A 26442-nucleotide genomic window follows, 5' to 3' on the forward strand; every position below is an offset into this window, starting at 1 on the left:
TTAATAAAAATTAACTTAAAAATATAATTTATTAACTTTTTATTAATTTAAATAATAAAAATTATCATATAGAAAAAGAAGTTATTTGCTAAATATTAAATTCTACTAATAGTCCCTACTACCTTACCTACAATTAAAAAGTCTCCATTTTGATAATGAACATCTGCATAACTTAGGTTAAAAGAGTGTAAATAAACTCCGCCTTTATTGCTTTTAAAAATTTGTTTGATAAATAAACCATCTCTAGTATTTACTGCAAAAACTCCACCTTCTTTAAAGCTTTTACTTTTATCTACTAAACACAAAGAATCATCTTTGATTTCAGGCTCCATGCTATCGCCTATACAAGGGATGATATCACAATCTTTTGAGCCAAAAAAATCACTTAGTTTTTCATCTATAATCACTTCTGAAAAACTCACATTATCATTTAAAGCTCCACCTCCCATAGAAGCATTAACATCATAATATTTTAAGACATTATAGTTTAGATCAAGTGTTGGAGTATTGCTCTCAAGGGAATCTTCATAAAAAAATGCATTGATGTTGATATTTCTTTCATTTAAAAAATGAAGTATTTGTTTATAAGGTATGGAATTTCTAAATTTCATACTATAAAAGGTATCAGGATTGATATTTAGCATTTTGGCTACATCAGAATCTTTGGCATTTTTTATGCCTTCTTTTTGGAGTATAAATTTAAGCTTATCAGTAATTTCATTCATTTGCATAAAAATCCTTTTAAATAAAAAGTATTTTAGCAAATTTACTTTTATTTTGCAAGAATTCTTTTAAATTAAAAGATATTTAGCTTCCAAATTTATGGAAGCTAAAAATTATTTATTAGTCAGACTTTTGATGTATTGATCTACCATATATAAGCCATTGCCATTATCGCTTATGAGTTTGATTTTATCTACTATACCTCTAAAAAGCGCTTCCTCTTCGTGTTGTTCGCTTACATACCATTGTAGAAAATTAAATGTAGAATAATCTTTACTTGAAAGCATAAAATCTACAAGATTATTAATAGAAGCAGTGATACTTTGCTCATGCTCAAAAGTTTTTTCAAATACATCAAGTAATGATTTAAAATCACTATCAGGTTTTTTAACTTCTTTTAATTCTACTTTAGAATCAGTTTCATTTAAATAAGTGATGAGTTTTCTAGCATGATCACTTTCTTCTCTTGCATGCTCGAACAAAAACGCCCCTGCACCATCAAAACTATGCTCATAGCACCATGAACTCATACTCAAATACAAATTTGCTGCATACATTTCTTTATTAATTTGCTCATTTAATAAAGCTACTACTTCTTTTGAAAGCATTTTCTCTCCTTTTTTTAATAATGGATTTTATAATGATATATTTTAAAGTTTAAAATATCATTTAATTTTAACTTTTTAATAATTTTTCTATCTCATCATCTGGATCTTCTTTTATATAACAAGATAAATATTTCATAAATTTTTTAAAATTATTTTCACAACAAAATTCAAAATTACATTTATTTTCTCCAAATATGTCAATATATCTTTTCTTTTTACTACTTAAGTTTCTATTTGTATTTATTACATATATTGTGTAATTATTTTTATTTAATTGTAATGCTTTTTGAAAAAGATAAACTATGGACAAGTCACTTAAAGGAAAAGAAAAACCATAAATATAAATATTCTTTGCTTTGATTATCGCATTAAATGCTTTCATCCAAAGAGCTTGCATAATTGTATGGTTATAGTTGCTTGTTTTATCAAGTATAGGTGGAATAATTAATGGATGCATATCTATTTTTAACATATCTAAATAATATTCTGGTGCATGTTGATTATCATAAATATATATTTGACTGTTTGAAATAGAACGATTGTGATACCAATTAATAGAACCATGTAACTTTATAATTTCTGGTGTATGTTGTTTAAACAGATCATCCTTTAACGGAGTAAATACTCTATGATGGAGTTCTCTTCCTCTTGATGATAAACTATTAATTGGAAATTTATAAAAACATTCATAAAGAGTGTTTTTAGATAATATTTGTTCGAGTAATAAATCATAATTTAGCGTTATACAGGTACTTTTATTTTGATTGATAAATTTTGATAATATTTTAATGTCTTCATTATTTATATCTATACTTTTAACATTGTGTAAATTAATAAAAAAAGAATTAATTATATTTATCTTTTCAAGATAAGAAGCTTCATCTCTTAAAATTTCTTCCTTTGTTTTAAAGGGTAATGGTGCTATAAGATAAGTCAATAGTTGCTCTATATTTTCTTGATAAATTTTCTCATTATTATAAATATGTCCTTGCTCTATGAAATATTTTGATAATTCAGCAAGAGTAGGATAAGAATTATTTAGTGATTTTGAAAAACCTGCGCCGAAAAAGAAAACATCATTTTTGTTTTGCATAAAAAACCTTTAAATTTTATATTAATGATTTATAAAATAAGATATTTTAATCTATGATAATAAAAAAATAATTGAAAAATAATATTCTTTTGCTTAAAATTGTAAGTTTATTTATTATCAAAGGTTAAAAATGCAAGAATGGTTAAAGCTAAATGAAGAAATTTTAAAAAACAAAGTGCGTGAAGCGTATTTTTCAAAATTTTCTATAGTTGGTTCTAGTATTGATTTTATTGTCACGCAAAAGCACAAAGACTTAGGCGAGATTAATTTATTTTGGGCTGAAGCTAAGCAAGGCATAAGTGATATTAAAAAATCATTTGTTCAACTCATTATGACTATAAAAAATGGAAGTTTTCATACCATGCAAACACCTGCTTTAATAGGTGCATTTGATGCTGAAAAAATCGCATTTTTACCTTATTATAAAATTCAAGAAATTTTTTATCAAAATGATAGGGTTTGGGGTGTAGCAGCTAGCAAACACACAAGTGAGCAGTTTTTAAAACTTTTAAAAGAATTAGATGAAATTTTAAACGAAGCTTTGATTTTTTACTATGAAAAAAATGATGAGGAATTAAAAAATTTCATAAAAGAAAATTTAACAAACGAAAACATAAGCAAATTTAAAATCAACAAAAACAACTTTGTAAGCATATATCACAAATGGAGCAAAAGCGTAAAAGAAAGCATAAGTATAGATTGGGATTTAGCAAAGAAAAACGGCATTATCGATGCGGACTTTTACCTAGCTGATTTACTCTCAAATGAAAATCAAACCATAGTAGAAAAGCTTTTTGCTATCTTGAATAAAGATCATTATGAATTTAATGCCAAAAAGACAGATCTAGGCTCTATCGCTACGGAAAAAACGGGCTTTAAAGACAATCAAAAAGCACATAAAGATTTTTGGGCTATTTATGAGCGTCCGCCTTTGGAGGAATTTTGGGATTATATGATAGAGCGTAGGGATTTGCTTGTAGATCAAGACATTAGAGAAAGAAAGGGAGCGTTTTTTACTCCAAGAATTTGGGTGGATAAGGCTTGTGAGTATTTATCAAAGGCTTTAGGCAAAGACTATGAAGAGAAATACTATATATGGGACTGTGCTGGTGGGACAGGAAATTTGCTAGCAAATTTTACAAATGCAAAAAATGTTTTTTGCTCTACCATAGATAAAGCAGATGTTGATGTGATACATGAGCGTATAAAAAATGGTGCAAATTTATTTGAAAATCATGTTTTTCAATTTGACTTTTTAAATGATGAATTTTTTGATAAAGTAGATGATAAAGGCAATGTCATTTATAAATCAAAACTACCTTCAAATTTACAAGAAATTTTAAAAGATGAAAACAAACGCAAAAAACTCATCATCTTTATAAATCCGCCTTATGCAGAAGCAGGCGCCACATCAACTATGTCAGGAAGTGGAAAGCATAAAAAAGGTGTTAGTCTTGATAATTATGTTTATGAAAAATATAAAGATATTTTAAGCAGTGCTAGAAACGAACTTTTTGCACAATTTTATATAAGAATATATTGTGAGATTGATGGAACTGTGCTAGCCACTTTTTCTAAACTTAAATATGTAAATAGTTCTAATTTTTCTAAATTTAGAGAAACTTTTAAGGCTAAATTTTTGAAAGGCTTCCTAGCGCCTTCTTATACTTTTGATAATGTAAAAGGAAATTTTCCTATAGGATTTTTGATATGGGATATGAGCCAAAAAGATGAGCTTAAAAAGGTAAGACTTGATGTTTTTAATGAAAATGGAAATTTTTTAGGTAGGAAAAATTTTTATAACGATAAAAAAGAAAGCATAAACAAATGGCTTAGAAAATTTAATATAAAAGATAAAATTGAAAATATAGGGATATTAATGGCTGATGCACCTGATTTTCAAACACAAAATTTAGTAGCATTGCTAAATCAAAAAACAAATAGACATGGAATTTTTCAAAATATAAATCAATTAAATATTATCAATACGGGCTTATATTTTTCAGTGCGTCATGCTATAAAAGCTACTTGGCTAAATGATAGAGATCAGTTTTTATCCCCAAATGATTTATACAAAAATGATGATGAATTTAAAAACAATTGTCTTGCTTTTATGCTTTTTCATGGACAAAATCGTATAAGCGCAAAAGAAGGTATAAATCACTTCATACCTTTTAGCGAGAAAGAATTAGGCATCATTCAAGAAGCATTTAAGAGTGATTTTATGTATAAATTTATAAATGGCAAGATAAAAAATGAAGATGTTTTATTTGATGATACATTAGACAAGGTGGAATTTTCTAATGAAGCAAAAGAGCTTTTAAAAGCAGGCAAAGAGCTTTTTAAGTATTATCACACGCATAAAGAAAAGGCAGGGTATTTGGTAAATGCTTCTTTGTATGATATAAAAGAATTTTTTCAAGGTAGAGATGAAAAAGGCAAGATGAATATGCCTAGCAAGGCAAAAGATGAGCATTATAAAATTTTACTTAGTGATTTGAATTTAGCTTTAGATATTTTGGCTAAAAAAATCGAACCAAAAATTTATGAATATGGCTTTTTGAGAGAGTGATTAGCCAATACTAAAAGAAAATATGCTACCTTTTTGTGGGCTAGATTGAATTTTTAAAGAACTTTTGTGTAAAGTGAGTATTTTTTTAACTAAAAACAATCCTAGTCCAAAAGAATTGTTTTGGCTAGTATTGATTTTATAAAATTTTTTTGTGATTAATTTTAAGTATTTTTCCTCTATGCCTATGCCTTGATCTTGTATAGTAAATTCTTGGTTTTTAACTTCAATAAAAATATCTTTTTGACTATATTTTAGTGCATTGCTAATGAGATTAATAATAACTTGCTCAATGAGAAAAGAATCTGCTTTTATGAAAGTTTGCTCTCCTTGAATTTTAATCCTGCTTTCATTAAAATTTTCAACAATATTTTTACTTAAAGCATATAAATCAAAATTTTCTTTATTTAAAGATGTGATATTTAAATTAAAAACAAAATTTAGTTTGTGTGTTAGTTGGTTGATTTTTATGCTTTGCTTGTGAATTTTTTCAAGCATAAATTTTTTCATAGTTTCATCATTATGTTCTTTTTCTAAAGATTGCAAACTTAAATTTATAACACTTAAAGGATTTTTTAACTCATGTGAAATAGCACTGATTAAATTTGAAAGTTGAGTGTTTTTCATTTTAATTTTTTTGGCTTGTTTTTTATTTTGTAATTCTTTCTCATAAAATAATTTTTTTATTTTTAATAATCTTAAATTTAAAGAATTTAAATCATAAAAAAAGTTCTTTGTAAAATGAAATTCTGATTGATTCTTTATATTTTTAATAAACAAAAGTAATTCTTGAAAGTATTTTTTAAAAAAGTTAAATATAAAAATATATATTGCAGTTAATACTGCTAAAAAAAGCAAAAAAATCAAAATATTTTTTATCCAAAAATCTTGTATTTTTGCGTTTATTTTTGGATAAACAATGATGATGTATTTATATCCTTCATATTGATAAGCTTTATAATAAATTTCTTTATTATTAAAAAATTCATGTGTAAAATCTGCGTTAAATTGATTTTTAAAAAAATCAAAATCATCTAAAGATGAGATGGTTTTTCCATCTTTTTTGATGATAAAATCTGCTCTTGTTTGTTGAGAAAATTCTTGAATGTTGTTTGTATTGAGTGTTTTTATAATGCTAAATTTTAATGTATCATTCAAGGTTTTTAATTTTTGCTCATAAGTGCTTTTTATAGTGTTGTTTATATATTGCTCATTAACAAAATAAAACAATCCTATAAAAAATATACAAAAACATATAAAAAATAAAGCAAAAAAATTTCTGATTTTTAACACAATTTATAACCCACCGAGCGCACTGAAATGATATTTTCTTTAATTTGTGGAATTTTTTGTTTTAATCTTAAAATAGCCGTATTGATTGTCTTATCGCTTGTTGTGTCATTTTTCCATACTTGCTCACTTAAAAATTGACGGCTTAGAAGTTGATTTTTGTGATTAAAAAAACACTTGAGTAATTCTACATCTAGGGTTGATAAATTTTCAAATGTATTTGTTTGATAAATTAATTTTCTCTCTTCTATATATAAAGTAAAATCTTGATAAGAAATTTGTTCTTTTGGAGTTTTATTTCTTTTAGTTACGGCTTTGATTCTAAATAAAAGCTCATTAAAATCAAAAGGTTTGCATATATAATCATCGCAGCCTTGCTCAAAACCTTCTAAAATATCTTTTTGTAAAGTCTTTGCACTAAGAAAAATCACAGGCTCCATATAACCTTTTTTTCTTAATTGTTTTATCATCTCTACACTATCGCCACTTGGTAAATTTCTATCCATGATGATTAAGTCTATTTCATTTGTATCTAGAAAGGTTTCTAAGTCAAAAAAATCAAAATAATTATAAATTTTTATATTTTCTTGACTAAGTCTTAAACTAATTAACTCATTTAAATCTTTATCATCTTCTATCAAAATAACATTTAGCATATAAAATTATATCAAAAAATACATGTATCCAAAATGTTTCCAAGTTTTTTTAAATTTTCATTACTTTTTTAAAACAAGGAGAAAAAATGAAAAAACTTTTGGCTTTAAGTGTGGCTACCTTTGTTAGTTTAAACGCAGCAGAATTAAAAATAGCAGGTTCATCTACTGTCTATCCTTTTACTTCTTTTGTTGCTGAAGAGTATGCTTCTATAAAAAATACAAAAACACCTATAGTTGAAAGTCTTGGCACAGGCGGTGGTTTTAAAGTGTTTTGCGAGGGAATTACTGATATTTCTAATGCTTCAAGAGCAATCAAGCCAAGTGAATTTGAAACTTGTAAAAAATCAGGTGTGAGTGATATAGTCGGGATTATGATAGGTTATGATGGCATAGTTTTAGCTCAAAATAAAATCAATGCTCCATTAAATATAAGCTTACATGAGTTATTTTTAGCTTTGGCCAAAGAAATTCCACAAGATGGAAAATTAGTCCCAAATCCTTATACAAATTGGCAACAAATCAATAAAAATCTACCAAATAGAAAAATTACAATCTATGGTCCTCCATCAAGTTCAGGAACAAGAGATAGTATAGAAGAGCTTGTAATGGTAGATATTTCTAAAAAAATTCCTGAATATAAAGGTGCATATAAAACTATACGCCAAGATGGAGCATTTATACCAAGCGGAGAAAACGATAATTTAATTGTTTCAAAACTTTCTGTTGATAAAGAAGCTTTTGGGCTTTTTGGATACGGATTTTTAGCTAGCAATGATGATAAGATTAATGCAGTTGATATTGATGGTGTAAAAGCTGATGAGAAAAATATATCTGAAGGAAAATATAAACTAGCTCGTTCTTTGTTTATATATATAAATGCTAAGAAAAATCCAGAAGTATTTGAATTTGCAAAAATTTATATGAGTGATGATTTAGCTAAAAGCGGAGCAGAATTAGAAAAAATAGGATTAGTTCCTTTGGATGAAAAAACATTAAAACAAACCCAAAAACATATAGAAGAAAAAGGTTTATTAACTGATGAGCTTGTTAAAGCAGGGAAAGTTTTTTAATTTTTAGGATGAAAAATTGATAAAAGAAAAAATAATAAAATTAACGCTTTTTCTTTGTGCTTTTGTTAGCGTAGTAGTAAGCTTTGCTATTATGCTAACTATTTTAATAGAGGCATTAAAATTTTTTCAAAAAGAAAGCGTATTTACTTTTTTATTCTCAAGTCAGTGGGCAGCAGATGCTGCATTTGTAGGTGCTGATGGAAGTAGCAAGCATGGGGTTTTTGGTGCCTTGAGTTTATTTTGGGGAACTTTTTATATTTCATTAATAGCAATGCTAACAGCCTTACCTTTAGGTGTAATGTGTGCTATTTATCTTGGAGTATTTGCAGGTAAAAAATCTAAAAACTATTTAAAACCTATTTTAGAAATCATAGCAGGAATTCCTACTGTAGTTTTTGGATTTTTCGCAGCCATAGTTGTAGCTCCTTTTATAGTGTGGTTTTTTTCTCTTTTTGGTATAGAAGCTAGTTTTCAAAGTGCCCTAGGTGCAGGTTTTATCATGGGTATTATGATAGTTCCTATAGTGGCTTCACTCTCACAAGATTGTATTGAAGCTGTAAGTTTAAAAAGGATAAACGGAGCTTATGCTTTAGGTATGACTAAAAAAGAAGTCGTTTTTGCAGTAATTTTACCAGAAGCAATGCCAGGTATAGTTGCAGCTTGTCTTTTAGGACTTTCAAGAGCTTTAGGTGAAACAATGATTGTTGTTATGGCTGCTTCATTGCGTCCAAATTTAACAATGAATTTTTTAGAAGATATGACAACAGTGACTGTAAAAATAGTAGAAGCATTAAGTGGCGATCAAGCTTTTGATAGTTCTTTAGCTTTAAGTGCATTTTCTTTAGGGCTTGTGCTTTTTATTATTACATTAATCATTAATATTTTTAGCGTTTATTTGATAAATCGCTTCCATAAAAGGAAAAATTTATGAAAAAACTTTTTAAACAAAGAAAAAAAGCTTCAAAAAATTTCAAAAGATTCTGTAAAATGGGGCTTTATATAAACCTTATTTTTCTTTGTATTTTTTTATCAAGCGTAGGGTATCTTGGGATAGGAGCTTTTAAGCAAACTTACATTTATGCCCAGGCTGATAGAAATAGCCCTTCATATGAGCTTTTATCGCGTGCTGAACAAAGGAAAATAAGAACAGGTCAAATCAAAGAAAAATCTTGGCTTTTAGCAAATTCTGAAGTTGATCAATATATGAAAAAAAACTACAATAAACTAAGCGATGAACAAAAAACTTTAGTTGATGAATTAGTTCAAAAGCAAGAAATCAAACTAAGTTTTAACACAAATTTTTTCCTTAATGGAGATTCTAAATCACCTGAAAATTCAGGAATCTTTGCTTCTGTGGTTGGAACTTTACTTGTGATGATAGTATGTATGGTTGTAAGTATCCCAATAGGAGTTGGGGCAGCTATTTATTTAGAAGAATTTGCTCCGCAAAATGTATTTACGCATTTTATAGAAGTGTGTATTAATAACCTTGCAAGTATTCCTAGTATTTTATTTGGACTTTTAGGACTTGGGGTGTTTATTAATCTTTTTGGGATGCCTCGTTCTAGTGCTTTAGTTGGAGGATTAACTTTGGCTATTATGAGCTTACCTATTATTATTGTTTCAACTAAAGCTGCCTTAAAAAGTGTGGATATTAATATGAAAAATGCAGCATATGCTTTAGGCATGACTAAAATTCAAATGATAAAAGGCATTATGCTACCTTTGGCAATGCCTATGATTTTAACAGGTTCTATTTTAACTTTAGCTCAAGCTATTGGTGAAACCGCACCTTTGATGATTATAGGTATGATAGCTTTTATACCTGATGTGGCAAATAGTGTTTTTGCGCCAACAAGTGTTTTACCTGCTCAAATTTTTTCATGGTCAGCTATGCCAGAGCGTGCATTTTTAGAAAGAACAGCAGCAGGGATTATAGTGCTTTTATCTCTTTTGGTGATTTTAAATTTAGCAGCAATACTTTTAAGAAGATATTTTCAAGGAAAATTAAAATGATAGCAAAAACAACAAATCTAAATTTATTTTATGGTAAAAAACAAGCTTTATTTGATATTAATATGGAAATTCAAAAAAATAAAATCACAGCTTTAATAGGTGCTTCAGGCTGTGGAAAATCCACATTTTTGCGTTGTTTTAATAGGATGAATGACAAAATAGCAAAAATCGATGGTCTTGTTGAGATTGATGGAAAAGATGTTAAAAATCAAGATTTAGTCGTGCTTAGAAAAAAAGTTGGAATGGTATTTCAACAACCTAATGTTTTTGTAAAAAGCATTTATGATAATATTTCTTATGCTCCAAAACTCCATGGGATGATCAAAAACAAAGATGAAGAAGATGCTTTGGTGGAAGATTGTCTTAAAAAAGTAGGGCTTTTTGAGGAGGTAAAGGATAAACTAAAACAAAATGCTCTAGCACTTTCAGGTGGTCAGCAACAACGCCTTTGTATTGCAAGAGCTTTGGCCATAAAGCCAAAATTATTACTTTTAGATGAACCAACTTCTGCACTTGATCCTATATCTTCAAGCGTTATAGAAGAGCTTATTAAAGAATTAAGTCATAATCTTTCTATGATCATGGTAACGCATAACATGCAACAAGGTAAGCGCGTGGCTGATTATACTGCATTTTTTCATCTAGGTGAACTTGTAGAATTTGGTGAAAGTAAAGAATTTTTTGAAAATCCAAAACAAGAAAAAACAAAAGCATACTTAAATGGAGCTTTTGGATAATTTTTATTTATTTAGAAATTTTGATGATATAATTAATCAAAATTTCTAAAAGGCTTAGCATGCTCATAAATCAAACCTATTTCATAGACTCTTGTGATGATGTAGAATTAAATATAAAAAGAGAAAGTAAGTTGGAGTTTAAACTTACATATGATGATGAAAAAGAAATTGAAGCTATCGTCTGTATTATACCTGGATTAGGTGGTGATTCAAATGAAATTTACAAAACAAAATTAGCTAACTATGGGGCACGGGAATACAATATTGCTGTTTTAGCTGTAAATTATCACTGTATAGGCAATCGTCCTCAAACAGGAGCAAAATTTTTTCTTGATAATATTGATAAATTTATTTTTAATACAAGTATAAATGCACTTAATATAAACATTCCTTATGACATACAAAAATTAAACAATTTTGATGAATTTTACCCTGCTATGGATTATGTCAACAAGCAAATCCAAAAAATGAAGAATAATTGGCAGTTGGATAAAAACTATTATCTTGATTTGAGTGTCAGTTTGCAACCAACTAAAAACGAATATCAAAATTTTGGTATTATGCAAGCAACAGATATACTAAATGCTCTTTTATATATTAGAAAAAATCCTCCTTTTAAAGTTATGGGGGGGGGTATAAAGCATATTTTAATAGGATCATCTCATGGTGGATATTTAGCAAATTTATGTGCAAAAATTTCTCCTTGGATTATCGATGCAGTTATAGATAATTCATCTTATGCAAAAACATGTTGGAGATTGATAGGTTTTGGGAAAGAAATTGATTATAGTGAGCATATGTGTTTTGGTACTTTCCATTTTTTTAATAATATAAGACTATGTTGTTACGATAAAACTTTTTGGACTATAAACAAGCAATCGCCGTATTATTTTTCACTTGGAAGAAGATTAATTAGAGATATACTAAACCAAAAACACTTAATATTGCAAAGTTCCTATCCTAAACCGGCATATATTTTCTATCATTCAAAATTTGATACAGCTATAGCTCCTTATGAAGATAAAAAAGAATTATTTTGTATTTTGGATAGCCTTGATTTTAAATATAGCTCATATGTTATAGATGATGAAAATCAAGTGGATGGAAAATTGATAAAAAATTTAGATCATGGGATGGGGATGTCTATTAAAACTTTAATAAATAAACACTTACCACAAATTCTGCAAGAACCTTTAAAAGATAAAACTTGTAAAAAAGAAATCTCATATAAGTGTGATGATTTAATATATACTTTTAAAGAGGAAAATGATCAAATTGTTTTAAGTATATCAAATTAAATTGACATTATTTATTTTATAAAAAGTAATTTTTAAGTAAAATTACTTTTTACTTTCAAAAGATTATTATCAAAAAGAGTATTTATGGCAAGCAAACAACTTTCACTCAAACATCTTAGTATGCCTATATTGCTTGAAATGTTTTTAAGATATTTTTCTTTGATTATCAACACCGTGATGGTTTCGCAGTATTCTAACTTTTTAGTTGGAGCCATGGGTGCGGGTAATCAAGTAGCAGATTTATTTATCATTATTTTTAGTTTTTTAAGTGTGGGTTGTAGTGTAGTGATCGCTCAAGCTTTAGGAGCTAAAGATTACACTCTAGCAAGAAAGGCAATTCATCAAAGTTTATTTTTAAATGCTTTGCTTGGTTTTGTGTGCGGAAGTTTGATTTTATGGCATGGAGAGTTTTTGCTTTATCTTTTACAAATTCCAAATGAGCTTTTAAAGAATAGTGAAATTTACTTGCACATGCTTGGAATTTGTTTGTTTTTTGACGCTATGGGTATAGTTTTAGCTGCTATTATTAGGGTGTATAATATGGCTTATTGGGTTATGTTTACTACCTTATTGATGAATGTTGTGATATTTATAGGAAATTTTTATGTATTACATTTTACCAAACTAGAGCTTTTTGGAGTAGGGCTTAGTAATATACTTGGGCGTTTGGTCGCCTTTGGTATGCTTGTAGCAATACTTAGTTTTAAACTCAAAATTCATCTTAAAATTAAAGAGATGATAAGTCTTGAAAAAGTGGTACTTAAAAAGATTTTTAACATTGGTGGTTTTGCAGCAGGAGAGCATTTGATATGGTTTATACAATACACCATAGCTTTTGCTTTTGTAGCAAGCTTGGGTAAAGAAAATTTAAGCGTTCAAACGATTTATTTTCAAATTTCTTTACTTATCATGCTAGTAGGGCAAGCTATAAGCGTGGCAAATGAAATTATCATAGGTAAATTAGTCGGCGCAAAATACTTAAATGTAGCCTATAAGCATACTTGGATAGCTTTATATTTTAGCGTGGTAGCAAGTGCTTTTGTAGCTTTGCTTAATTATGTTTTGCAAGATTTTACTATGGGTGTGGTAAAGCTTGAAGAAAGTTTAAAAGAGCTTATGATACCACTTTTTACTCTTTCAATTTTCTTAGAAATCTCAAGAACTTTTAATATAGTCATGGTGAATTCGCTAAGAGCAAGTGGTGATGCGAGATTTCCATTTTTAAGTGGAGTGGTGTTTATGCTTGGGGTTTCTTTACCGGTTGGTTATGTGCTTTGTTTTTATGCTGGACTTGGAATTTTGGGAGTTTGGATAGGTTTTTGTGCAGATGAGTTTTTACGCGGTATAGTAAATTCATATAGATGGAAAAGTAAAAAATGGCAAGGCAAAGCACTAGTATAAAAGGAATTTTAGAATTTAAAGAATTTCGTTTTGCTTTTGAAAAGAAAAAACTTAAATATCTAAGACTTAGGATAGACAGGGATTTAAATTTCAAACTTAGCATACCGCTATATTATGAGCAAAGAGATGTTTTAAGATTTTTAGAAAAAAATGAAAGTTGGATTAGAGCCAAAGAAAAAGAACTTTCTTTAAAAAGAGTAGTTTTAGCAAGTGATGAATTGTATTTTTTAGGTAAAAAATACAAGCTAGTTTTTAACGAAAATCATAAAAAAGTTCTTATAAAAAAAGATAAAATTTTTGCAAAAAATCAAAAGTCCTTAGATCTTTTCTTGAGGCGTAGTGCTAGAGTGATTTTTGAGTATTTTATAAAAAAATGGGAATTTGCTTTTGAAAGAAAGGTGCAAAGAATTTGCATCAAGGAAATGATTTCAAGATGGGGTTCTTGTAATCATCAAAAAGCATACATAAACTTAAATTTAAAACTTATGCAAAAACCTATAAAAGCTATAGAATATGTGATTTTGCATGAACTTACACATTTAATCTACCCACATCATCAAAAAGAATTTTATGATTTTTTATATAAATTTATGCCTGATTATAAAGCAAGAGAAGTTTTTCTAAAAAGTCTTATTTTTTAAGCTTTCCTTAGAATTAAAATTGTTATATTTATATTTTTAAAAATTTAATTTTAAGGTTTTAAACTTGCTTTTAGAAATTACTTTTGATTATAAATCTAAAAATGATATTTTTGAGTATTTGTTAGCTTATTATGCTAAAGATTATGTGTATGATTATGAGCAAAAAGATGAAAAAATCATCATTAAGATTAAAGGCGAAAAAGATGAAATTCAAGCCTTTTGTTCTAATTTAGAAAATATCAGCCATAGTGTTTTTTTAAACAAATTTGACTTAAAAGTTATAGAAGAAGATTTTACACCTATAAAAAAAGAAAAAGCTTTTACTCAAAGAAGTTTTTTAACAAGACTTAATGCAAATGCTTATACTAATGGCGAGCTTTTAGAAAATGAATGGGGTATTTTTGTAGAAGAAGAATTTAAAATAGAAGAAGAATTTATAAAAATCACTAAAGAAAATTTCTACGATAATTTAAAAAAAGCCTTGGAAAAATTAAAAAACAAAGAAAAAATGCATTTTAAAAGTCCAAAAGGAATATATGCTTTTGAAATTTTTAATGAAGCATTGGATGATTTTTTAATACCTTGTGACCCAAAACATATCAATGCATTTTTTTCTTGCAATAACGAGCAATTTAAAATCTTAGCAGGGGTTGAAAAGCCTCTAATGAAGCTTAAATTTAATGCTATTTTTAGACAAAATCATCAATTAAATCATGAATATTTTAAAATAAAAATATATGATAATCTTTTCTTGTTTGCTTTATGTTTTGAACTTGAAAAAGAAGGAATTAAGTTTTTAAATTTTAAAAAGCTAGAACATTTTGAAGATGATTTTGAAGTAGCTTTAATCGAAAATGAACTAGTAGTTTGTAGGGGTTATGATTATATTTTACCCGAGTTTAAAAATTTGATTTTTCAAAAAGAGGATAAAAATTTCGCAAGAATTTCTTGTATATTGTCTGATTTTAAAGACAAAAAGCCTTTGCTTTTAGAACTTAGCAAAAGAAATGATGATATTATCTTACTTGATAAAGAGCTAAATCTTTTAAAACTTTGCTTACCAAAAAGCTTTGATGAGTTTTATGAAACTATAAGTCAAGATGATGTTGCTAAGAGATTACTAGCTAATTATGAAAAAGAATTTATTCTTGTGCGAAAAGAACTAAATATGGCTAATAATTTTTTTAATCTTTTTGGCATGGTAGGGATGATTTTAGAGCTTGATGAAGACGAGAAAAAAGCAGCATTAGCACTTTTGGCCTTAGCAGATGAGAGTAAAATGGCAAAAGGTGTTAGAATAGATTTTAAGCTTAATGAGCAAAAAGAATTTGATTACACTAAAACACTAAGAAGCGTGATGAGTTTTAAGCTTGCTGGAGTAGAAAATCAAATCATAGCCTTAGGCGTTGTTGAGAGTTTGGCGTATTTTTTAAGAGATTTATTTGATGATTTAAAGGCTAAAGAACAAGTTGATTGTGCCGTGCTTAGTGGGAGCTTGTTTGAGCATAAAAGCCTTAGCAAAAATGTATTTAAACACATACCATTTTTTAAGTTAAGTGATGTCCCACTTTGGATATGAAATTCATATTAAAGGGCTAGTACAAGGCGTTGGCTTTCGTCCTTTTGTTTTTAACATAGCTAAAGAGCTTAATTTAAAAGGTGAAGTTTATAATAATAGCTTAGGTGTTGTTATAATCCTTGAGTGTGGCAATGATGATTTAAAAATTTTTAAAGAAAAACTTTTTGCTAATTTACCACCTTTAGCTAGGATAGATGATTTTAGCTTTTCTTATAAAAAACTTCAAAAAACTTATAATGAATTTATCATAAGTACTTCACAAGATAGTGAAAAATTTAGCCCGATTTTAAGTGATTTTGCTCTTTGTGAGGATTGCTATAATGAATTTTACGATGAGAAAAATCCGCGATTTAAATATCCATTCATCACTTGTACAAATTGTGGACCAAGATTTTCTATTATAAAAAAACTCCCATATGATAGAGTTAATACGACTATGGATGAGTTTAAAATGTGTTCTTTTTGTCAAAGCGAGTATGAAGATCCTACTAATCGTCGTTTTCATGCCCAACCACTCTCATGCCCAAAATGTAAAATTATTATTTTTTTAAAAGATAAAAATCAAAATATTTTAGCCAAAGATGAAAAAGCTTTTATCTTGCTTGCAAAGCTTTTAGAAGAAGGTAAAATCATAGCTTTTAAAGGTATGGGTGGGTTTCATTTAATTTGTGATAGCACAAATAAAAATGCTATAAATGAACTTAGAATACGCAAAAATCGCCCTAAAAAGCCTTTTGCTATCATGGTAAAAGATCTTAAAATGGCTCAAGAATTAGCTTTTATTAATGAAGCTGAAGCAAAACTTTTAACTTCAAATTTAAAACCCATAGTTATTTTAAATAGCAAAAATATCCATAAAAGCTTAGCACCAGATACCAATAAAATAGGTATTATGTTAGCTTATATGGGAATGCATTTAATGCTTTTTGAACATTTTAAAAAACCTATCATTGCAACAAGTGCTAATTTAAGTTCACAAAGCATTATTTATGAAGAAACAAAACTTTTAGAGCAACTTAGTGATGTGTTTGATTTTTATCTTGATTATGATAGAGTAATACACAACTCAAGCGATGATAGCATTGCTCAAGTTATTAGCGAAAAAACTATGTTTTTAAGGACTTCAAGAGGCCTTAACCCACTTTATATCAATACAGCAAGTATTTTTAATACAAAAGAAAATATTCTAGCTCTAGGAAGTGAGTTAAAAAACGAATTTGCTTGTTTTTTTAAAAATCAAATTTTCATTTCTCCTTATATAGGCGATATGAAAAGTTTAGACATACAAGAGAGATTTTTTAAAATTTTAACTTTCTTTCAAAACTCTTATAAACTAAATTTTGATCAGATTTTAAGCGATAAGCACCCACAATTTAACTATGTAAAAGAATTTAAAGATTATAAAAATTTTCGCGTGCAACATCACTATGCACATTTGTGTGCTTGTTTATTTGAACACAAAATTTACAAAAATGATGTTTTAGCCTTTGTTTTTGATGGAACAGGTTATGGAGATGATGGAAAAATTTGGGGTGGAGAGATTTTTAGAGCGAATTTAAAAAGCTATGAAAGGCTAAATCATTTTAAAAATTTCAAACTAATTAATGCAGATATTAAAAATATCGCAAATTTAGCTTTAGCTTTAATTTTTGATTTTAATTTAGAAAGCAAAGCTAGCGAGTTTTTAGCTAAATTTTCTCAAGTAAAATTAAATAATCTTAAAAAAATTCACACTCAAAGCTCTTTATATACGAGTTCTCTTGGTAGGATTATTGATGCTTTTGGCGCTTTTGCTTTTGATATACAAAAGCTTGATTATGAAGCACAAATTGGGCTTTTGATGGAAAAATATTATGATAAAAATCTTGATTATAGTTACAAATTTGACATCAAAGAAAAAGAAATTTGCTTTAAAAATGCTTTTTTGCAAGCTTTAGAAGATAAAGATAAAGTTAAAATTAGCACAGGTTTGCTTAATGGCATTGCAAATTTAATTATAGAATATTCAAAAGATTTTAAAGAAGAAGTGCTTTTATGTGGCGGAGTATTTCAAAACAAAACCTTACTTGAAATTTTAGTTCGAAAAAATTTTGCTTATAAAACTTCTTTACAATTTCCTTGCAATGATAGTTCTATCGCACTTGGGCAACTTGTACATTATTTATCTTTAAAAACTTAATAAAACTCATATTTTTTTAATACTTTTTTATATACAATAAAATAAAAATATAAAGGAAAGATTATGTGTAAAGATTGCGGCTGTTCTATTAATGGACATGAACATCATCATGATCACCATCATGAAAATCCAGTTTTAAAAGATGAAAAAACTATTAATGTTATTAGTAAAATTTTATCAAAAAATGATCATCAAGCAGCTCATAATAGAGAGCATTTTAATGAGTATAATACTCTTTGTATTAATTTAATGAGTTCCCCAGGAAGCGGCAAAACAACGCTTTTAGAAGAAACTATAAAAACTTTAAAAGATGATTTAAAAATAGCTGTGGTTGAAGGAGATTTAGAAACTAATAATGATGCAAATCGCATTATTAAAGCAGGAGGCTTAGCTCATCAAATTACTACAGGACAAACTTGTCATTTAGATGCTTTTATGGTGCATGAAGCTTTACATCATTTTAAACTTAGCGAACTTGATATAGTTTTTGTTGAAAATGTGGGAAATTTGGTATGTCCTGCAAGTTATGATTTGGGTGAACATTTAAATGTAGTTTTACTTTCAGTAACAGAAGGTAGCGATAAGGTGGAAAAATATCCAGTGATGTTTAGAAAGGCTGATTTATTAGTCATTACTAAAGCCGATTTGGCTCAACATTTTGACTTTGATTTCAAAGCAGCTTCTATGGCAGCTAAAAGGCTAAATCCTAAAATAGATATTATGATTTTAGATAGTAAAACAAAAACAGGATTTGATCTTTGGATAAATTATCTAAAAATGAAAAAGGAGCTTAACTAATGTGTCTTTCTATACCTTCTAAAATTTTAGAAATTGATGAGCTAAATTCAGCCATAGTAGAAACTTTAGGGGTTAAAAGAAGAGTAAGTTTGGATTTAATAAGTGAGCCTTTAAAAGTAGGCGATTATGTGCTTATACATGTGGGTTTTGCTATGGAAAAAATCGACACTCAAGCCGCACAAGAGAGTTTAAAAATTTATGCTGATATAGCAGAGAAAATGCAAAATGGACAAATCGATGAAAATGAAGGCGATATGGGGCTAAAAAATGGATTTAATTAATGATTTTAGAGATAAAGAAAGAATTTTAGCCCTAAAAGAACTTATTGCTTCTAAAATTACTAAGCCTATTAATATCATGGAAATTTGCGGTGGACATACGCATAGTATTATGAAATTTGGTTTGCCTGATTTATTGCCAAAAGAAATTAATTTTGTTCATGGCCCAGGCTGTCCTGTGTGTGTTATGCCAAGAGAGCGTATTGATGTGGCTTTAAAGCTTGCAAGTATGCCAAATACTATCTTTTGCGTATTAGGCGATATGCTTAAAGTACCAGGAAGTTATGAAAGCTTAATTGATCTTAGAGCTAAAGGGGCTGATATTAGAGCACTTTATACACCTTTGGATGTGATAGATATAGCTTTAAAAAACCCTGAAAAAAATATAATCTTTTTTACCATAGGTTTTGAGACAACTACACCTATGAGTGGGGTGATTATAGAAAAAGGTATAGCTTTAAATTTAAAAAATTTATTTTTTCATATCAATCATGTGTTGGTTCCACCCGCGGTAGAAGCTATCATGCAAGATGAAAATGTAAAAATTGACGCCTTTTTAGGGCCTTCCCATGTAAGCGTTATCACAGGATCAAATATTTATGAACCTATTGCTAAAAAATACAAAACTCCTATAGCAGTGAGTGGTTTTGAGCCAGTTGATATAATGCTTAGTGTGTTGAATATAGTAGAGCAAATGAATGCAAATACTTTTGAAGTTTATAATGAATATCACAGAGTAGTTAGCAAAGAAGGAAATTTAAAAGCTAAGGCTTTAGTGGAAAAATACTTTAAACCTTGTGATTTTGAATTTAGAGGTCTTGGAGTGATTGTAAATGGCGGGCTTTGTCTAAAAGATGAATTTGCACACTTAGATGCTAGCAAAGTGTTTGATTGTAAAGTACAAAGTAAAAACGAAAGCAAGGCTTGTATTTGTGGTCAAATTTTAAGAGGTTTAGCCAAGCCTTACGATTGTAAGGTGTTTGCAAAAGCTTGCACTCCAAAAAATCCCATAGGTAGCTGTATGGTTTCTAGTGAAGGAGCTTGCGCAGCTTATTATAAATACTATCAAGATAAGGCATAAAATGAAGCAAATTACTTTAGCCCATGGTGGCGGTGGCGAAGAAATGAATGCTTTGATAAGTGAAATTTTTTCTATTTTTGAAAATGATGTTTTAAAAGAAGCAAATGACGCTGCTATTTTAGATGATTTGGCTTTTAGTACTGATTCTTTTGTATTAAATCCTATCTTTTTAAAAGATATAAATATAGGAAAATTAGCAGTTTGTGGTAGCGTAAATGATGTATTAATGGTGGGAGCAAAACCACTATATTTATCATTAGCTTTAATTTTAGAAGAGGGTTTTGAGCTAGAAAAGTTAAAAATTATACTAAAATCTATAAAAGAAGAATGCGATAAAGCGGGAGTAAAGCTAGTTTGCGGGGATACTAAAGTTGTTCCTAAAAATAAAGGCGATGAAATATACATTAATACTTCATGTATAGGTAAAAATATACAAAAAATCAATACCAAAAACTTAAAAAGTGGTTGTAGTATCTTAGTTTCAAGGGATATTGGAGCTCATGGTTGTGCGGTTTTGGTTGAAAGAAATAATTTAGAGGCAAATATCCAAAGTGATTGTAAAAGCTTAAAAGATGAAGTTTTAACACTTTTAAATGCAAATATTTCCATAAAAGCAATGCGTGATACTACGCGTGGTGGGCTTAGTGCAGTTTTAAATGAATGGACTAAATTAAGTAATTTAGAGCTTTTAATATTTGAAGAAAAAATCCCAGTTTGTGATGAAGTTTTAGGGGTTTGTGAGCTTTTTGGGTATGAGCCTTATGAGCTTGCAAATGAAGGAACTTTTATTATTTGTGTAGATAAAAAAGATGAACAAAAAGCATTAGAAATTTTAAAACAATTTAATACTAATGCAGCTATTATAGGTGAAATCACAGCTAATAAAAAAGCAAGAGTGGTTTTAGAAAATGCTTATGGAGCAAAACGCATTTTAGAAGCTCCAAAAGGCGAGCTTTTACCAAGAATTTGCTAATGCATGAGTTAAGTATTACAGAATCTTTGCTAGAACTTTGTGAAGAATACGCTCAAGGAAAAGTTATTGAAGAAGTGCATGTTAAAATAGGGCGTTTAAGTGGGATTGAACCTCCACTTTTACAAAGAAGCTTTGAAACTTTTAAAGAAAATAGTCCCTTATGTAAGAATGCTAAATTTATTATACATATTCAAGAAGTAGTAGTTGAGTGTCAAAAATGCCATTTTAGTGGAGTGCTTGAAAATAATATCTTTTGGTGCCCAAAATGCGAAGATAAAGATTTAAAAATCATAGATGGGGAAGAGCTTTATCTTATGCAACTTGTTTTAAAAGAAAATAAGGATTTGGAAAATAATGACAAATAAGGAAATTATCTTAGGTGCGGGTTGTTTTTGGTGTACTCAAGCCGTGTTTGATGAAATCAAAGGCGTAGTTTATACAGAAGTAGGTTATAGCGGTGGTAAGCCAAATCCAAGTTATGAAAGCGTGATAAATGGTGATGGGAATATAGAAGTAGCTAAGATAATTTATGATGAAAAACAAATTTCATTAGAAAAAATCTTAGAAATTTTTCTCAAAATGCACGATCCAACAAGCTTAGATAAACAAGGAGCTGATGAAGGAACGCAGTATAGATCAGTTATTTTTTATCAAACTAATGAGGAGTTAAAAATTATTAGCAATTTTTTACAAAAAGCACAAAAATATTACGCTAAAGCCATAGTTACGCAAGTTTTAAAACTAGAAAAATTTTATAAGGCTGAAAACTATCATCAAAAATATTTTAAAAATAATCCTAGCCAAGCTTATTGTAGATTTGTTATTGCTCCAAAATTAGAAAAGGTTAATTGCTAATATTGTTTTTAAGTATTTTTGCAGTTAGATTTAAAAGCCTTTTGCAGGCTTTTAAAATTTAGTGGCAACCACAACCACCACATCCACAACTTTGACTAAAGAAATTTTCTAAAGCTTGCATATTAGGAAGTTCTGTTACTTCATTTACTAATTCTTTATAAGCAACTACGCCATCTTTAATTACAAACACTGCTCTAGCTAAAATTCCCTCAAGTGGACCATCAGCCATTAAAACACCATATTTTTCACCAAATTCTTTAGAAACAAAATCACTCGCAACAGTTAAATTATCTATACCTTCAGTTGAGCAAAAACGACCCATAGCAAATGGTAAGTCCATACTAACTACGATTACTTCTACACCACTTGCTGCTGCTTTTTTATTAAATTCCCTAGCTTCAGTTGCACATACTGGAGTATCAAGGCTTGGTACGCTGATAATAATTTGAGTTTTACCTTTTGGAGCAATTTCAACACCTGAAAGATCTTTGGCTTTTAAAGTGATATTTGGAGCCATGTCACCAACTTGGATGTTGTTTCCTTTTAAATTTACTTTATTTCCTTTGAATAATACACTATTCATTTTTTTCTCCTTGAATGATTTTTATTAATCATAATATAAAAAGATTAATAAAGTCTTATTTTTATTCTTCTTTACACATACCTGCTTCGATTAGAAAACACGAAGGTTGATAATTGCTTTTTTTAATCTTGTCATATTTTGCATAGCTTAAGTATAAAGTATCCTTAGCTCTAGTTACAGCTACATAAAAAAGTCTTCTTTCTTCTTCCAAACTTCCACCCATGCTCATGAGCTTTTGGTTAGGAAATCTTCCTTGTGCAAGATCAATTACAAATACAAGTTCAAACTCAAGCCCCTTACTTGCATGTATACTTAAAAGATTAACCCCACTACCACTACTCATTTCACTAGCACCAAGAGTAAGAAAGTTATAGTATTTATAATTATCGCTATAATTTTTAGCAAGTTCTTTTAATACAAACATTTTCGCGTTGATTTTTTCTAAAATTTCATTTTTTTTATTTAAATCAACATTGGAATTTTTATTAGTCGCTCTTTTAGTTGCCAAAATATCACAAATTTCTTTAAAATAATCATTTTCTAAAATCAAATCTACAAGTTGGGTCGAGATTTTACATTCACTTGCTTTTTTAATAAAAAGATAAATTTTTTCAAGATTTTTTGCACAAAACTCGTTGATTTTGGGTAAGCTTAAAATAGGGTGGGTGTTAAATTCACTTTCTAAGTTAAATCTTGAAGGCGAGGCTAGCTCCTCAATATCATCAAAAAGTCCTAGTTGGTAACTTTGTTTTTTGTATTTTTTTAAATTTACGCTACTATCAGGATTTAAAAAGCCTTTAATTAAACTAGAATGTCCTAATTTTAATAAAGCATCAAAAATATCTTTTGCCAAAACTCCACCAACTCCTTTGGTGTATTCAAGTAAATGTATAAAAGCCATGATATCTTTTGGATTAAGCACGATTGCAAGCATAGAGCAAAAGTTTTTAACTTCCAAGCTTTCAAAAAAACTTCCTCCACCTTTTCTTTTGCTTGCTATGCCAAGTTCTCTTAAGGCTACTTCTACTCCATCTGCACTAGAATTGTTTCTAAAAATCACAGCAATTTCATCAAGATTAACCCCGCTTTGTAAAATTATTTTTGCTATGGTAGAGTATTGATCAAATAATTCATTAAAAGTTAGCAAACTTGGCGCTTTAAAATCTCCTTCTCTAGTTACAATTAATTCTTTAGGATATAATCTTTCATTGTTTAAAATAACCTTATTAGCTAACGCAAGTATATTTTTACTAGAACGATAGTTTTTATTTAAAGTAAAAATATTTGCATCGACAAATCTATCTTTAAAACTTCCTATAATAGAAATATCAGCCCCATTAAAAGCATAAATACTTTGATCATAATCACCCACACAAAACAAACTTTTACTTTTAAAAGCATCAATTAACGAGCCTTGCAAGGTGTTAGTATCTTGGTATTCATCTACTAAAATCTCATCAAATTCAAAATGATGTGAAGCTAAAACATGTTTTAATTTGATCAATAAATCATTAAAATCCACATAGTTAAAACGCATTTTTTCTTCTTCGTATTCTTTTAAAATATCTTCATAAATTTCAGCATAAACAGCTTGTTCATCGTAATTTTGACAAAACCAATTATAAAATTCATCTAAGTTTGCATTAGTATTTTGAAATAAAGAATACACATCATACAAATAGCTTGGCATATAAGGTTTAATATCGCTTAAATGATGAAAAGTGCGTTTTTCAAAAATAGAACGCAAAAGAATTTTAAGCTCACTCGCAGGTTTTAAAATAATATCGTGATTTAACTCTTTAAGTAGAGAATAAGCAGTACTATGAAAGGTTCCAGCTGTGATTTTTGAAGTAATGCTTTTATCAAAATACCTACTAAGTCTTTCTATCATCTCTTTACTAGCTTTGTTTGTAAAGGTTAGAAGCATAATTTTTTCAGGCTTTATACCATTTTGAAGTAAAAAAGCTATTCTTGCAACTATAGTTGAAGTTTTACCCGTGCCTGCACTTGCTATAATTAGATTGTGTCCAAAAGGAGCACTAGCGGCTTTATATTGTTCTTCATTTAAACGCGATAAAGGCATGAATTTCCTAGTTTAAAATTATATTTTGTATATCATTAAAATAAAAATGATTAACACCATCTTTATATTCATAATAAAGCGTGAGTTTATGAGAATCTAAAATAGTCTTAACAATGTATAATCCAAGTCCAAAACTATCTTTATTTTTCTTGCCTTGCGTAAAGGCTTGAGTATAGTATTTCAAGTCTTTATCTAAGGCTTTTCCTTTGTTTTTAAAGCAAAGATAATCTTTAGTTATTTCTATAGTAACGCAATTTTCATCAGAGTATTTTGTCGCATTATCTATCATGTTTTTCATTGCAGTGGTAAAAAGTTTAAAATCTACATTGACACTAAAACTTTCTTTTATACTAATTTTTACCTTTTCATCATCACTCATAGCTATATCTTTAGCTTCATCTAAAAGATCTAAGATATTGTATTTTTTTAAATTAATCAAACCAGCGCCCGAAGTAATTTGCTCAATGGCTGCAAATTCATTAATCAAAATCTCTAAACGATTAAAAGCACCCACTAATCTTTCTTTATATTTGCTATCTTCAAGCATTTCTAAAGTAATTAAACCTTTAGTAATGGGGGTTTTTAGCTCATGCATAATATTTCTTAAGAAAAACTGCCTTGAAGTGTTTAGTTTTTGAATTCTTAAAATAGACTCATAAAAGGCTGTTGCTACTTGAGAAATTTCATCATTTCCCTTGCTAACATTTTGAATTTCATTGAGTTTATTTTCGCCAAATTTATCAATTTGTCTTTTTAAAGCTCTAAGTGGTTTTAATTTTTTAATGATAAAAATATATAAAATCAATAAAACCATTACTACTATACTAGCAATAAGCTTGATCACAAAATAACGATAACCTTGATATTCTAAATCTTTATATAAATAAAGCTTACCATCAAAGATGATTTTTAAATACACATTATCTTCTAAAGTAATGATTTCAACTACACCTGTGCTAGTTTGAGCCCGTGCTATAGTTTCAGCTTTATAGATGATTTGTCTTATGGCTGATGGAGTTGTTAATTCTATCATTTTGTAATTTTTTGTTTGCTCATAAAATTCTCTTTCACTAATCACATGATTAAAATATAATAATCTTGCATTAGCTATAAAAGAATATTTTGCATTAAGCTCATTAGTGTAATTTTGTTGATCATATTTTATAAGCCATAAAAAAGCTAAAATTACACTAACGCTTGCAAGCAAAAAAACAAAGGTTATAGTATAAAAAATTGATGATTTATTCATTGAGTTAATTTATATCCTATACCTCTGATTGAATGAATGTATTTTGGAGTTTTAGGATCATCTCCGATTTTTTGTCTGATTCTACTAATGATTACATCTATACTTTTATTACTAGAATCTTCACTAATAGAGCTACAATTATACACAAGCTCTTCGCGGCTTACCACTCCACCTTCTTTTTTAATTAAATAACTCAAAATATCAAATTCAGCATTAGTAAAGCTAATTTCTTGATCTTTCATAGTGATAGTATGTTTATATTTATCATATACAAGATCTTTTTTAACTTGAGCTTGAGCAGTTTTTGTGTTTGAAATTCTTCTTAAATGACTTTTAATTCTTGCTTGAAGTTCTTGAGGATTATATGGTTTTGGTAAATAATCATCTGCACCCAAATCAAGTGCTGCAACCTTATCGCTAATATCATGCCTTGCACTTGAAATGATAATAGGTGTATCATATTTTTTACGAATTTCCTCGCATACTTCAAGTCCATCAAGTCCAGGTAAGCTTAAATCCAAAATGATTAAATCATAAGGATTTAAAGCAAGTCTTGAAAGACCTATATAAGGCTCATGAGCAATATCTACTTTCATATCAAATTGCTCTAAATATTCAGCTATAATCTCTGCTAATTCTAAATCATCTTCTATCATTAAAATATTTGTCATTTTTTTCCTTT

At 28.4% G+C, this 26442-nt stretch carries 25 protein-coding genes; 16 read left to right on the forward strand and 9 right to left on the reverse strand.

The genetic code is table 11. The annotated features are described in order from the left end of the window. Positions 1–95 precede the first annotated feature (95 nt). The 3 genes from L8W57_RS03490 to L8W57_RS03500 all read right to left on the reverse strand — a co-directional run bounded on the left by L8W57_RS03490 (position 96) and on the right by L8W57_RS03500 (position 2424). Positions 96–731 carry a helix-turn-helix transcriptional regulator gene (locus L8W57_RS03490; RefSeq protein WP_039668429.1) on the reverse strand — a complete coding sequence of 212 codons (636 nt, stop codon included), beginning with the start codon at positions 729–731 and terminating at the stop codon, positions 96–98. Between the two features lie 105 nt (positions 732–836). Then, on the reverse strand, positions 837–1331 hold the full coding sequence (gene ftnA / locus L8W57_RS03495; RefSeq protein ID WP_220566403.1) for a non-heme ferritin: 495 nt from the start codon (positions 1329–1331) through the stop codon (positions 837–839). 67 nt (positions 1332–1398) lie between these two features. After that, entirely contained in the window at positions 1399–2424 is a 1026-nt protein-coding gene (locus L8W57_RS03500) for an SIR2 family protein (RefSeq protein WP_263662006.1), read from the reverse strand. A gap of 130 nt (positions 2425–2554) precedes the next feature. Here L8W57_RS03500 and L8W57_RS03505 point away from each other — a divergent pair, with 130 nt between their 5' ends. Further along, on the forward strand, positions 2555–4996 hold the full coding sequence (locus L8W57_RS03505; RefSeq protein WP_263662007.1) for a hypothetical protein: 2442 nt from the start codon (positions 2555–2557) through the stop codon (positions 4994–4996). Here the strand turns inward: L8W57_RS03505 and L8W57_RS03510 are convergent, their stop codons facing one another. Beyond that, the gene (locus L8W57_RS03510) at positions 4997–6151 is read right to left on the reverse strand and encodes a sensor histidine kinase (RefSeq protein ID WP_263662008.1); all 1155 of its coding nucleotides are present in this window, start codon (positions 6149–6151) and stop codon (positions 4997–4999) included. It lies immediately after the preceding gene. Between the two features lie 128 nt (positions 6152–6279). Further along, a complete protein-coding gene (locus tag L8W57_RS03515; protein ID WP_043019788.1) occupies positions 6280–6939 on the reverse strand; it encodes a response regulator transcription factor in 660 nt (219 codons plus the stop codon). Between the two features lie 86 nt (positions 6940–7025). Here L8W57_RS03515 and L8W57_RS03520 point away from each other — a divergent pair, with 86 nt between their 5' ends. From L8W57_RS03520 to msrA, 15 genes are all read left to right on the forward strand, one after another. Next, complete coding sequence (locus tag L8W57_RS03520) at positions 7026–8009, forward strand: substrate-binding domain-containing protein (RefSeq protein ID WP_133318865.1); 984 nt, start codon at positions 7026–7028, stop codon at positions 8007–8009. 16 nt (positions 8010–8025) lie between these two features. Beyond that, the gene (gene pstC / locus L8W57_RS03525; RefSeq protein WP_047208303.1) at positions 8026–8940 is read left to right on the forward strand and encodes a phosphate ABC transporter permease subunit PstC; all 915 of its coding nucleotides are present in this window, start codon (positions 8026–8028) and stop codon (positions 8938–8940) included. After that, positions 8937–10025: a phosphate ABC transporter permease PstA gene (gene pstA, locus L8W57_RS03530; RefSeq protein ID WP_133318866.1), complete on the forward strand. Its 1089-nt coding sequence runs from the start codon at positions 8937–8939 to the stop codon at positions 10023–10025. The genes pstC and pstA overlap by 4 nt, the downstream gene beginning before the upstream one ends. Then, positions 10022–10762 carry a phosphate ABC transporter ATP-binding protein PstB gene (gene pstB, locus L8W57_RS03535; RefSeq protein ID WP_133318867.1) on the forward strand — a complete coding sequence of 247 codons (741 nt, stop codon included), beginning with the start codon at positions 10022–10024 and terminating at the stop codon, positions 10760–10762. The genes pstA and pstB overlap by 4 nt, the downstream gene beginning before the upstream one ends. Positions 10763–10821: 59 nt before the next feature. Next, complete coding sequence (locus tag L8W57_RS03540; RefSeq protein WP_133318868.1) at positions 10822–12060, forward strand: DUF2920 family protein; 1239 nt, start codon at positions 10822–10824, stop codon at positions 12058–12060. A gap of 84 nt (positions 12061–12144) precedes the next feature. Continuing rightward, a complete protein-coding gene (locus L8W57_RS03545) occupies positions 12145–13461 on the forward strand; it encodes an MATE family efflux transporter (protein ID WP_133318869.1) in 1317 nt (438 codons plus the stop codon). Next, on the forward strand, positions 13437–14102 hold the full coding sequence (locus L8W57_RS03550; RefSeq protein ID WP_263662009.1) for a M48 family metallopeptidase: 666 nt from the start codon (positions 13437–13439) through the stop codon (positions 14100–14102). The genes L8W57_RS03545 and L8W57_RS03550 overlap by 25 nt, the downstream gene beginning before the upstream one ends. Positions 14103–14166: 64 nt before the next feature. Beyond that, positions 14167–15681: a hypothetical protein gene (locus L8W57_RS03555; protein WP_263662010.1), complete on the forward strand. Its 1515-nt coding sequence runs from the start codon at positions 14167–14169 to the stop codon at positions 15679–15681. Then, a complete protein-coding gene (hypF, locus tag L8W57_RS03560) occupies positions 15662–17860 on the forward strand; it encodes a carbamoyltransferase HypF (protein WP_263662011.1) in 2199 nt (732 codons plus the stop codon). The genes L8W57_RS03555 and hypF overlap by 20 nt, the downstream gene beginning before the upstream one ends. 63 nt (positions 17861–17923) lie before the next feature. Continuing rightward, complete coding sequence (hypB, locus tag L8W57_RS03565; protein WP_261530076.1) at positions 17924–18658, forward strand: hydrogenase nickel incorporation protein HypB; 735 nt, start codon at positions 17924–17926, stop codon at positions 18656–18658. Further along, complete coding sequence (locus tag L8W57_RS03570; protein ID WP_012661500.1) at positions 18658–18939, forward strand: HypC/HybG/HupF family hydrogenase formation chaperone; 282 nt, start codon at positions 18658–18660, stop codon at positions 18937–18939. Before hypB ends, L8W57_RS03570 begins: the two co-directional genes overlap by 1 nt. Further along, positions 18926–20017 (forward strand): hydrogenase formation protein HypD, encoded by a 1092-nt coding sequence (gene hypD, locus L8W57_RS03575; protein WP_220567192.1) that lies wholly within the window; start codon positions 18926–18928, stop codon positions 20015–20017. Before L8W57_RS03570 ends, hypD begins: the two co-directional genes overlap by 14 nt. Before the next feature lies 1 nt (position 20018). After that, positions 20019–20990 (forward strand): hydrogenase expression/formation protein HypE, encoded by a 972-nt coding sequence (gene hypE / locus L8W57_RS03580; RefSeq protein ID WP_263662012.1) that lies wholly within the window; start codon positions 20019–20021, stop codon positions 20988–20990. Further along, entirely contained in the window at positions 20990–21355 is a 366-nt protein-coding gene (locus L8W57_RS03585) for a hydrogenase maturation nickel metallochaperone HypA (protein ID WP_220567194.1), read from the forward strand. Before hypE ends, L8W57_RS03585 begins: the two co-directional genes overlap by 1 nt. Continuing rightward, the gene (gene msrA / locus L8W57_RS03590) at positions 21345–21845 is read left to right on the forward strand and encodes a peptide-methionine (S)-S-oxide reductase MsrA (RefSeq protein ID WP_220567195.1); all 501 of its coding nucleotides are present in this window, start codon (positions 21345–21347) and stop codon (positions 21843–21845) included. The genes L8W57_RS03585 and msrA overlap by 11 nt, the downstream gene beginning before the upstream one ends. A 58-nt stretch (positions 21846–21903) precedes the next feature. Here msrA and tpx read toward each other — a convergent pair whose 3' ends face one another. The 4 genes from tpx to L8W57_RS03610 all read right to left on the reverse strand — a co-directional run bounded on the left by tpx (position 21904) and on the right by L8W57_RS03610 (position 26431). Next, complete coding sequence (gene tpx, locus L8W57_RS03595; protein WP_258107330.1) at positions 21904–22428, reverse strand: thiol peroxidase; 525 nt, start codon at positions 22426–22428, stop codon at positions 21904–21906. Positions 22429–22489: 61 nt separating this feature from the next. After that, the gene (locus L8W57_RS03600) at positions 22490–24511 is read right to left on the reverse strand and encodes an ATP-dependent helicase (RefSeq protein WP_263662015.1); all 2022 of its coding nucleotides are present in this window, start codon (positions 24509–24511) and stop codon (positions 22490–22492) included. Between the two features lie 7 nt (positions 24512–24518). Beyond that, positions 24519–25760 carry an ArsS family sensor histidine kinase gene (locus tag L8W57_RS03605; protein ID WP_133318879.1) on the reverse strand — a complete coding sequence of 414 codons (1242 nt, stop codon included), beginning with the start codon at positions 25758–25760 and terminating at the stop codon, positions 24519–24521. Beyond that, complete coding sequence (locus L8W57_RS03610; protein WP_039626094.1) at positions 25757–26431, reverse strand: response regulator transcription factor; 675 nt, start codon at positions 26429–26431, stop codon at positions 25757–25759. Before L8W57_RS03610 ends, L8W57_RS03605 begins: the two co-directional genes overlap by 4 nt. Positions 26432–26442: the final 11 nt, after the last annotated feature.

The sequence above is a fragment of the Campylobacter sp. IFREMER_LSEM_CL1890 genome (assembly GCF_025772045.1).
In the GTDB taxonomy this organism is placed as follows: Bacteria; Campylobacterota; Campylobacteria; order Campylobacterales; family Campylobacteraceae; genus Campylobacter_D; species Campylobacter_D lari_D.

Coding starts and splice junctions, on each gene's coding strand:
- L8W57_RS03490 (WP_039668429.1), bottom strand. CDS start 731: ATGCAAATGAATGAAATTACTGATAAGCTTAAATTTATACTCCAAAAA.
- ftnA (WP_220566403.1), bottom strand. CDS start 1,331: ATGCTTTCAAAAGAAGTAGTAGCTTTATTAAATGAGCAAATTAATAAA.
- L8W57_RS03500 (WP_263662006.1), bottom strand. CDS start 2,424: ATGCAAAACAAAAATGATGTTTTCTTTTTCGGCGCAGGTTTTTCAAAA.
- L8W57_RS03505 (WP_263662007.1), top strand. CDS start 2,555: ATGCAAGAATGGTTAAAGCTAAATGAAGAAATTTTAAAAAACAAAGTG.
- L8W57_RS03515 (WP_043019788.1), bottom strand. CDS start 6,939: ATGCTAAATGTTATTTTGATAGAAGATGATAAAGATTTAAATGAGTTA.
- L8W57_RS03520 (WP_133318865.1), top strand. CDS start 7,026: ATGAAAAAACTTTTGGCTTTAAGTGTGGCTACCTTTGTTAGTTTAAAC.
- pstA (WP_133318866.1), top strand. CDS start 8,937: ATGAAAAAACTTTTTAAACAAAGAAAAAAAGCTTCAAAAAATTTCAAA.
- pstB (WP_133318867.1), top strand. CDS start 10,022: ATGATAGCAAAAACAACAAATCTAAATTTATTTTATGGTAAAAAACAA.
- L8W57_RS03540 (WP_133318868.1), top strand. CDS start 10,822: ATGCTCATAAATCAAACCTATTTCATAGACTCTTGTGATGATGTAGAA.
- L8W57_RS03545 (WP_133318869.1), top strand. CDS start 12,145: ATGGCAAGCAAACAACTTTCACTCAAACATCTTAGTATGCCTATATTG.
- L8W57_RS03550 (WP_263662009.1), top strand. CDS start 13,437: ATGGCAAGGCAAAGCACTAGTATAAAAGGAATTTTAGAATTTAAAGAA.
- hypF (WP_263662011.1), top strand. CDS start 15,662: ATGTCCCACTTTGGATATGAAATTCATATTAAAGGGCTAGTACAAGGC.
- hypB (WP_261530076.1), top strand. CDS start 17,924: ATGTGTAAAGATTGCGGCTGTTCTATTAATGGACATGAACATCATCAT.
- L8W57_RS03570 (WP_012661500.1), top strand. CDS start 18,658: ATGTGTCTTTCTATACCTTCTAAAATTTTAGAAATTGATGAGCTAAAT.
- hypD (WP_220567192.1), top strand. CDS start 18,926: ATGGATTTAATTAATGATTTTAGAGATAAAGAAAGAATTTTAGCCCTA.
- hypE (WP_263662012.1), top strand. CDS start 20,019: ATGAAGCAAATTACTTTAGCCCATGGTGGCGGTGGCGAAGAAATGAAT.
- L8W57_RS03585 (WP_220567194.1), top strand. CDS start 20,990: ATGCATGAGTTAAGTATTACAGAATCTTTGCTAGAACTTTGTGAAGAA.
- msrA (WP_220567195.1), top strand. CDS start 21,345: ATGACAAATAAGGAAATTATCTTAGGTGCGGGTTGTTTTTGGTGTACT.
- tpx (WP_258107330.1), bottom strand. CDS start 22,428: ATGAATAGTGTATTATTCAAAGGAAATAAAGTAAATTTAAAAGGAAAC.
- L8W57_RS03600 (WP_263662015.1), bottom strand. CDS start 24,511: ATGCCTTTATCGCGTTTAAATGAAGAACAATATAAAGCCGCTAGTGCT.
- L8W57_RS03605 (WP_133318879.1), bottom strand. CDS start 25,760: ATGAATAAATCATCAATTTTTTATACTATAACCTTTGTTTTTTTGCTT.
- L8W57_RS03610 (WP_039626094.1), bottom strand. CDS start 26,431: ATGACAAATATTTTAATGATAGAAGATGATTTAGAATTAGCAGAGATT.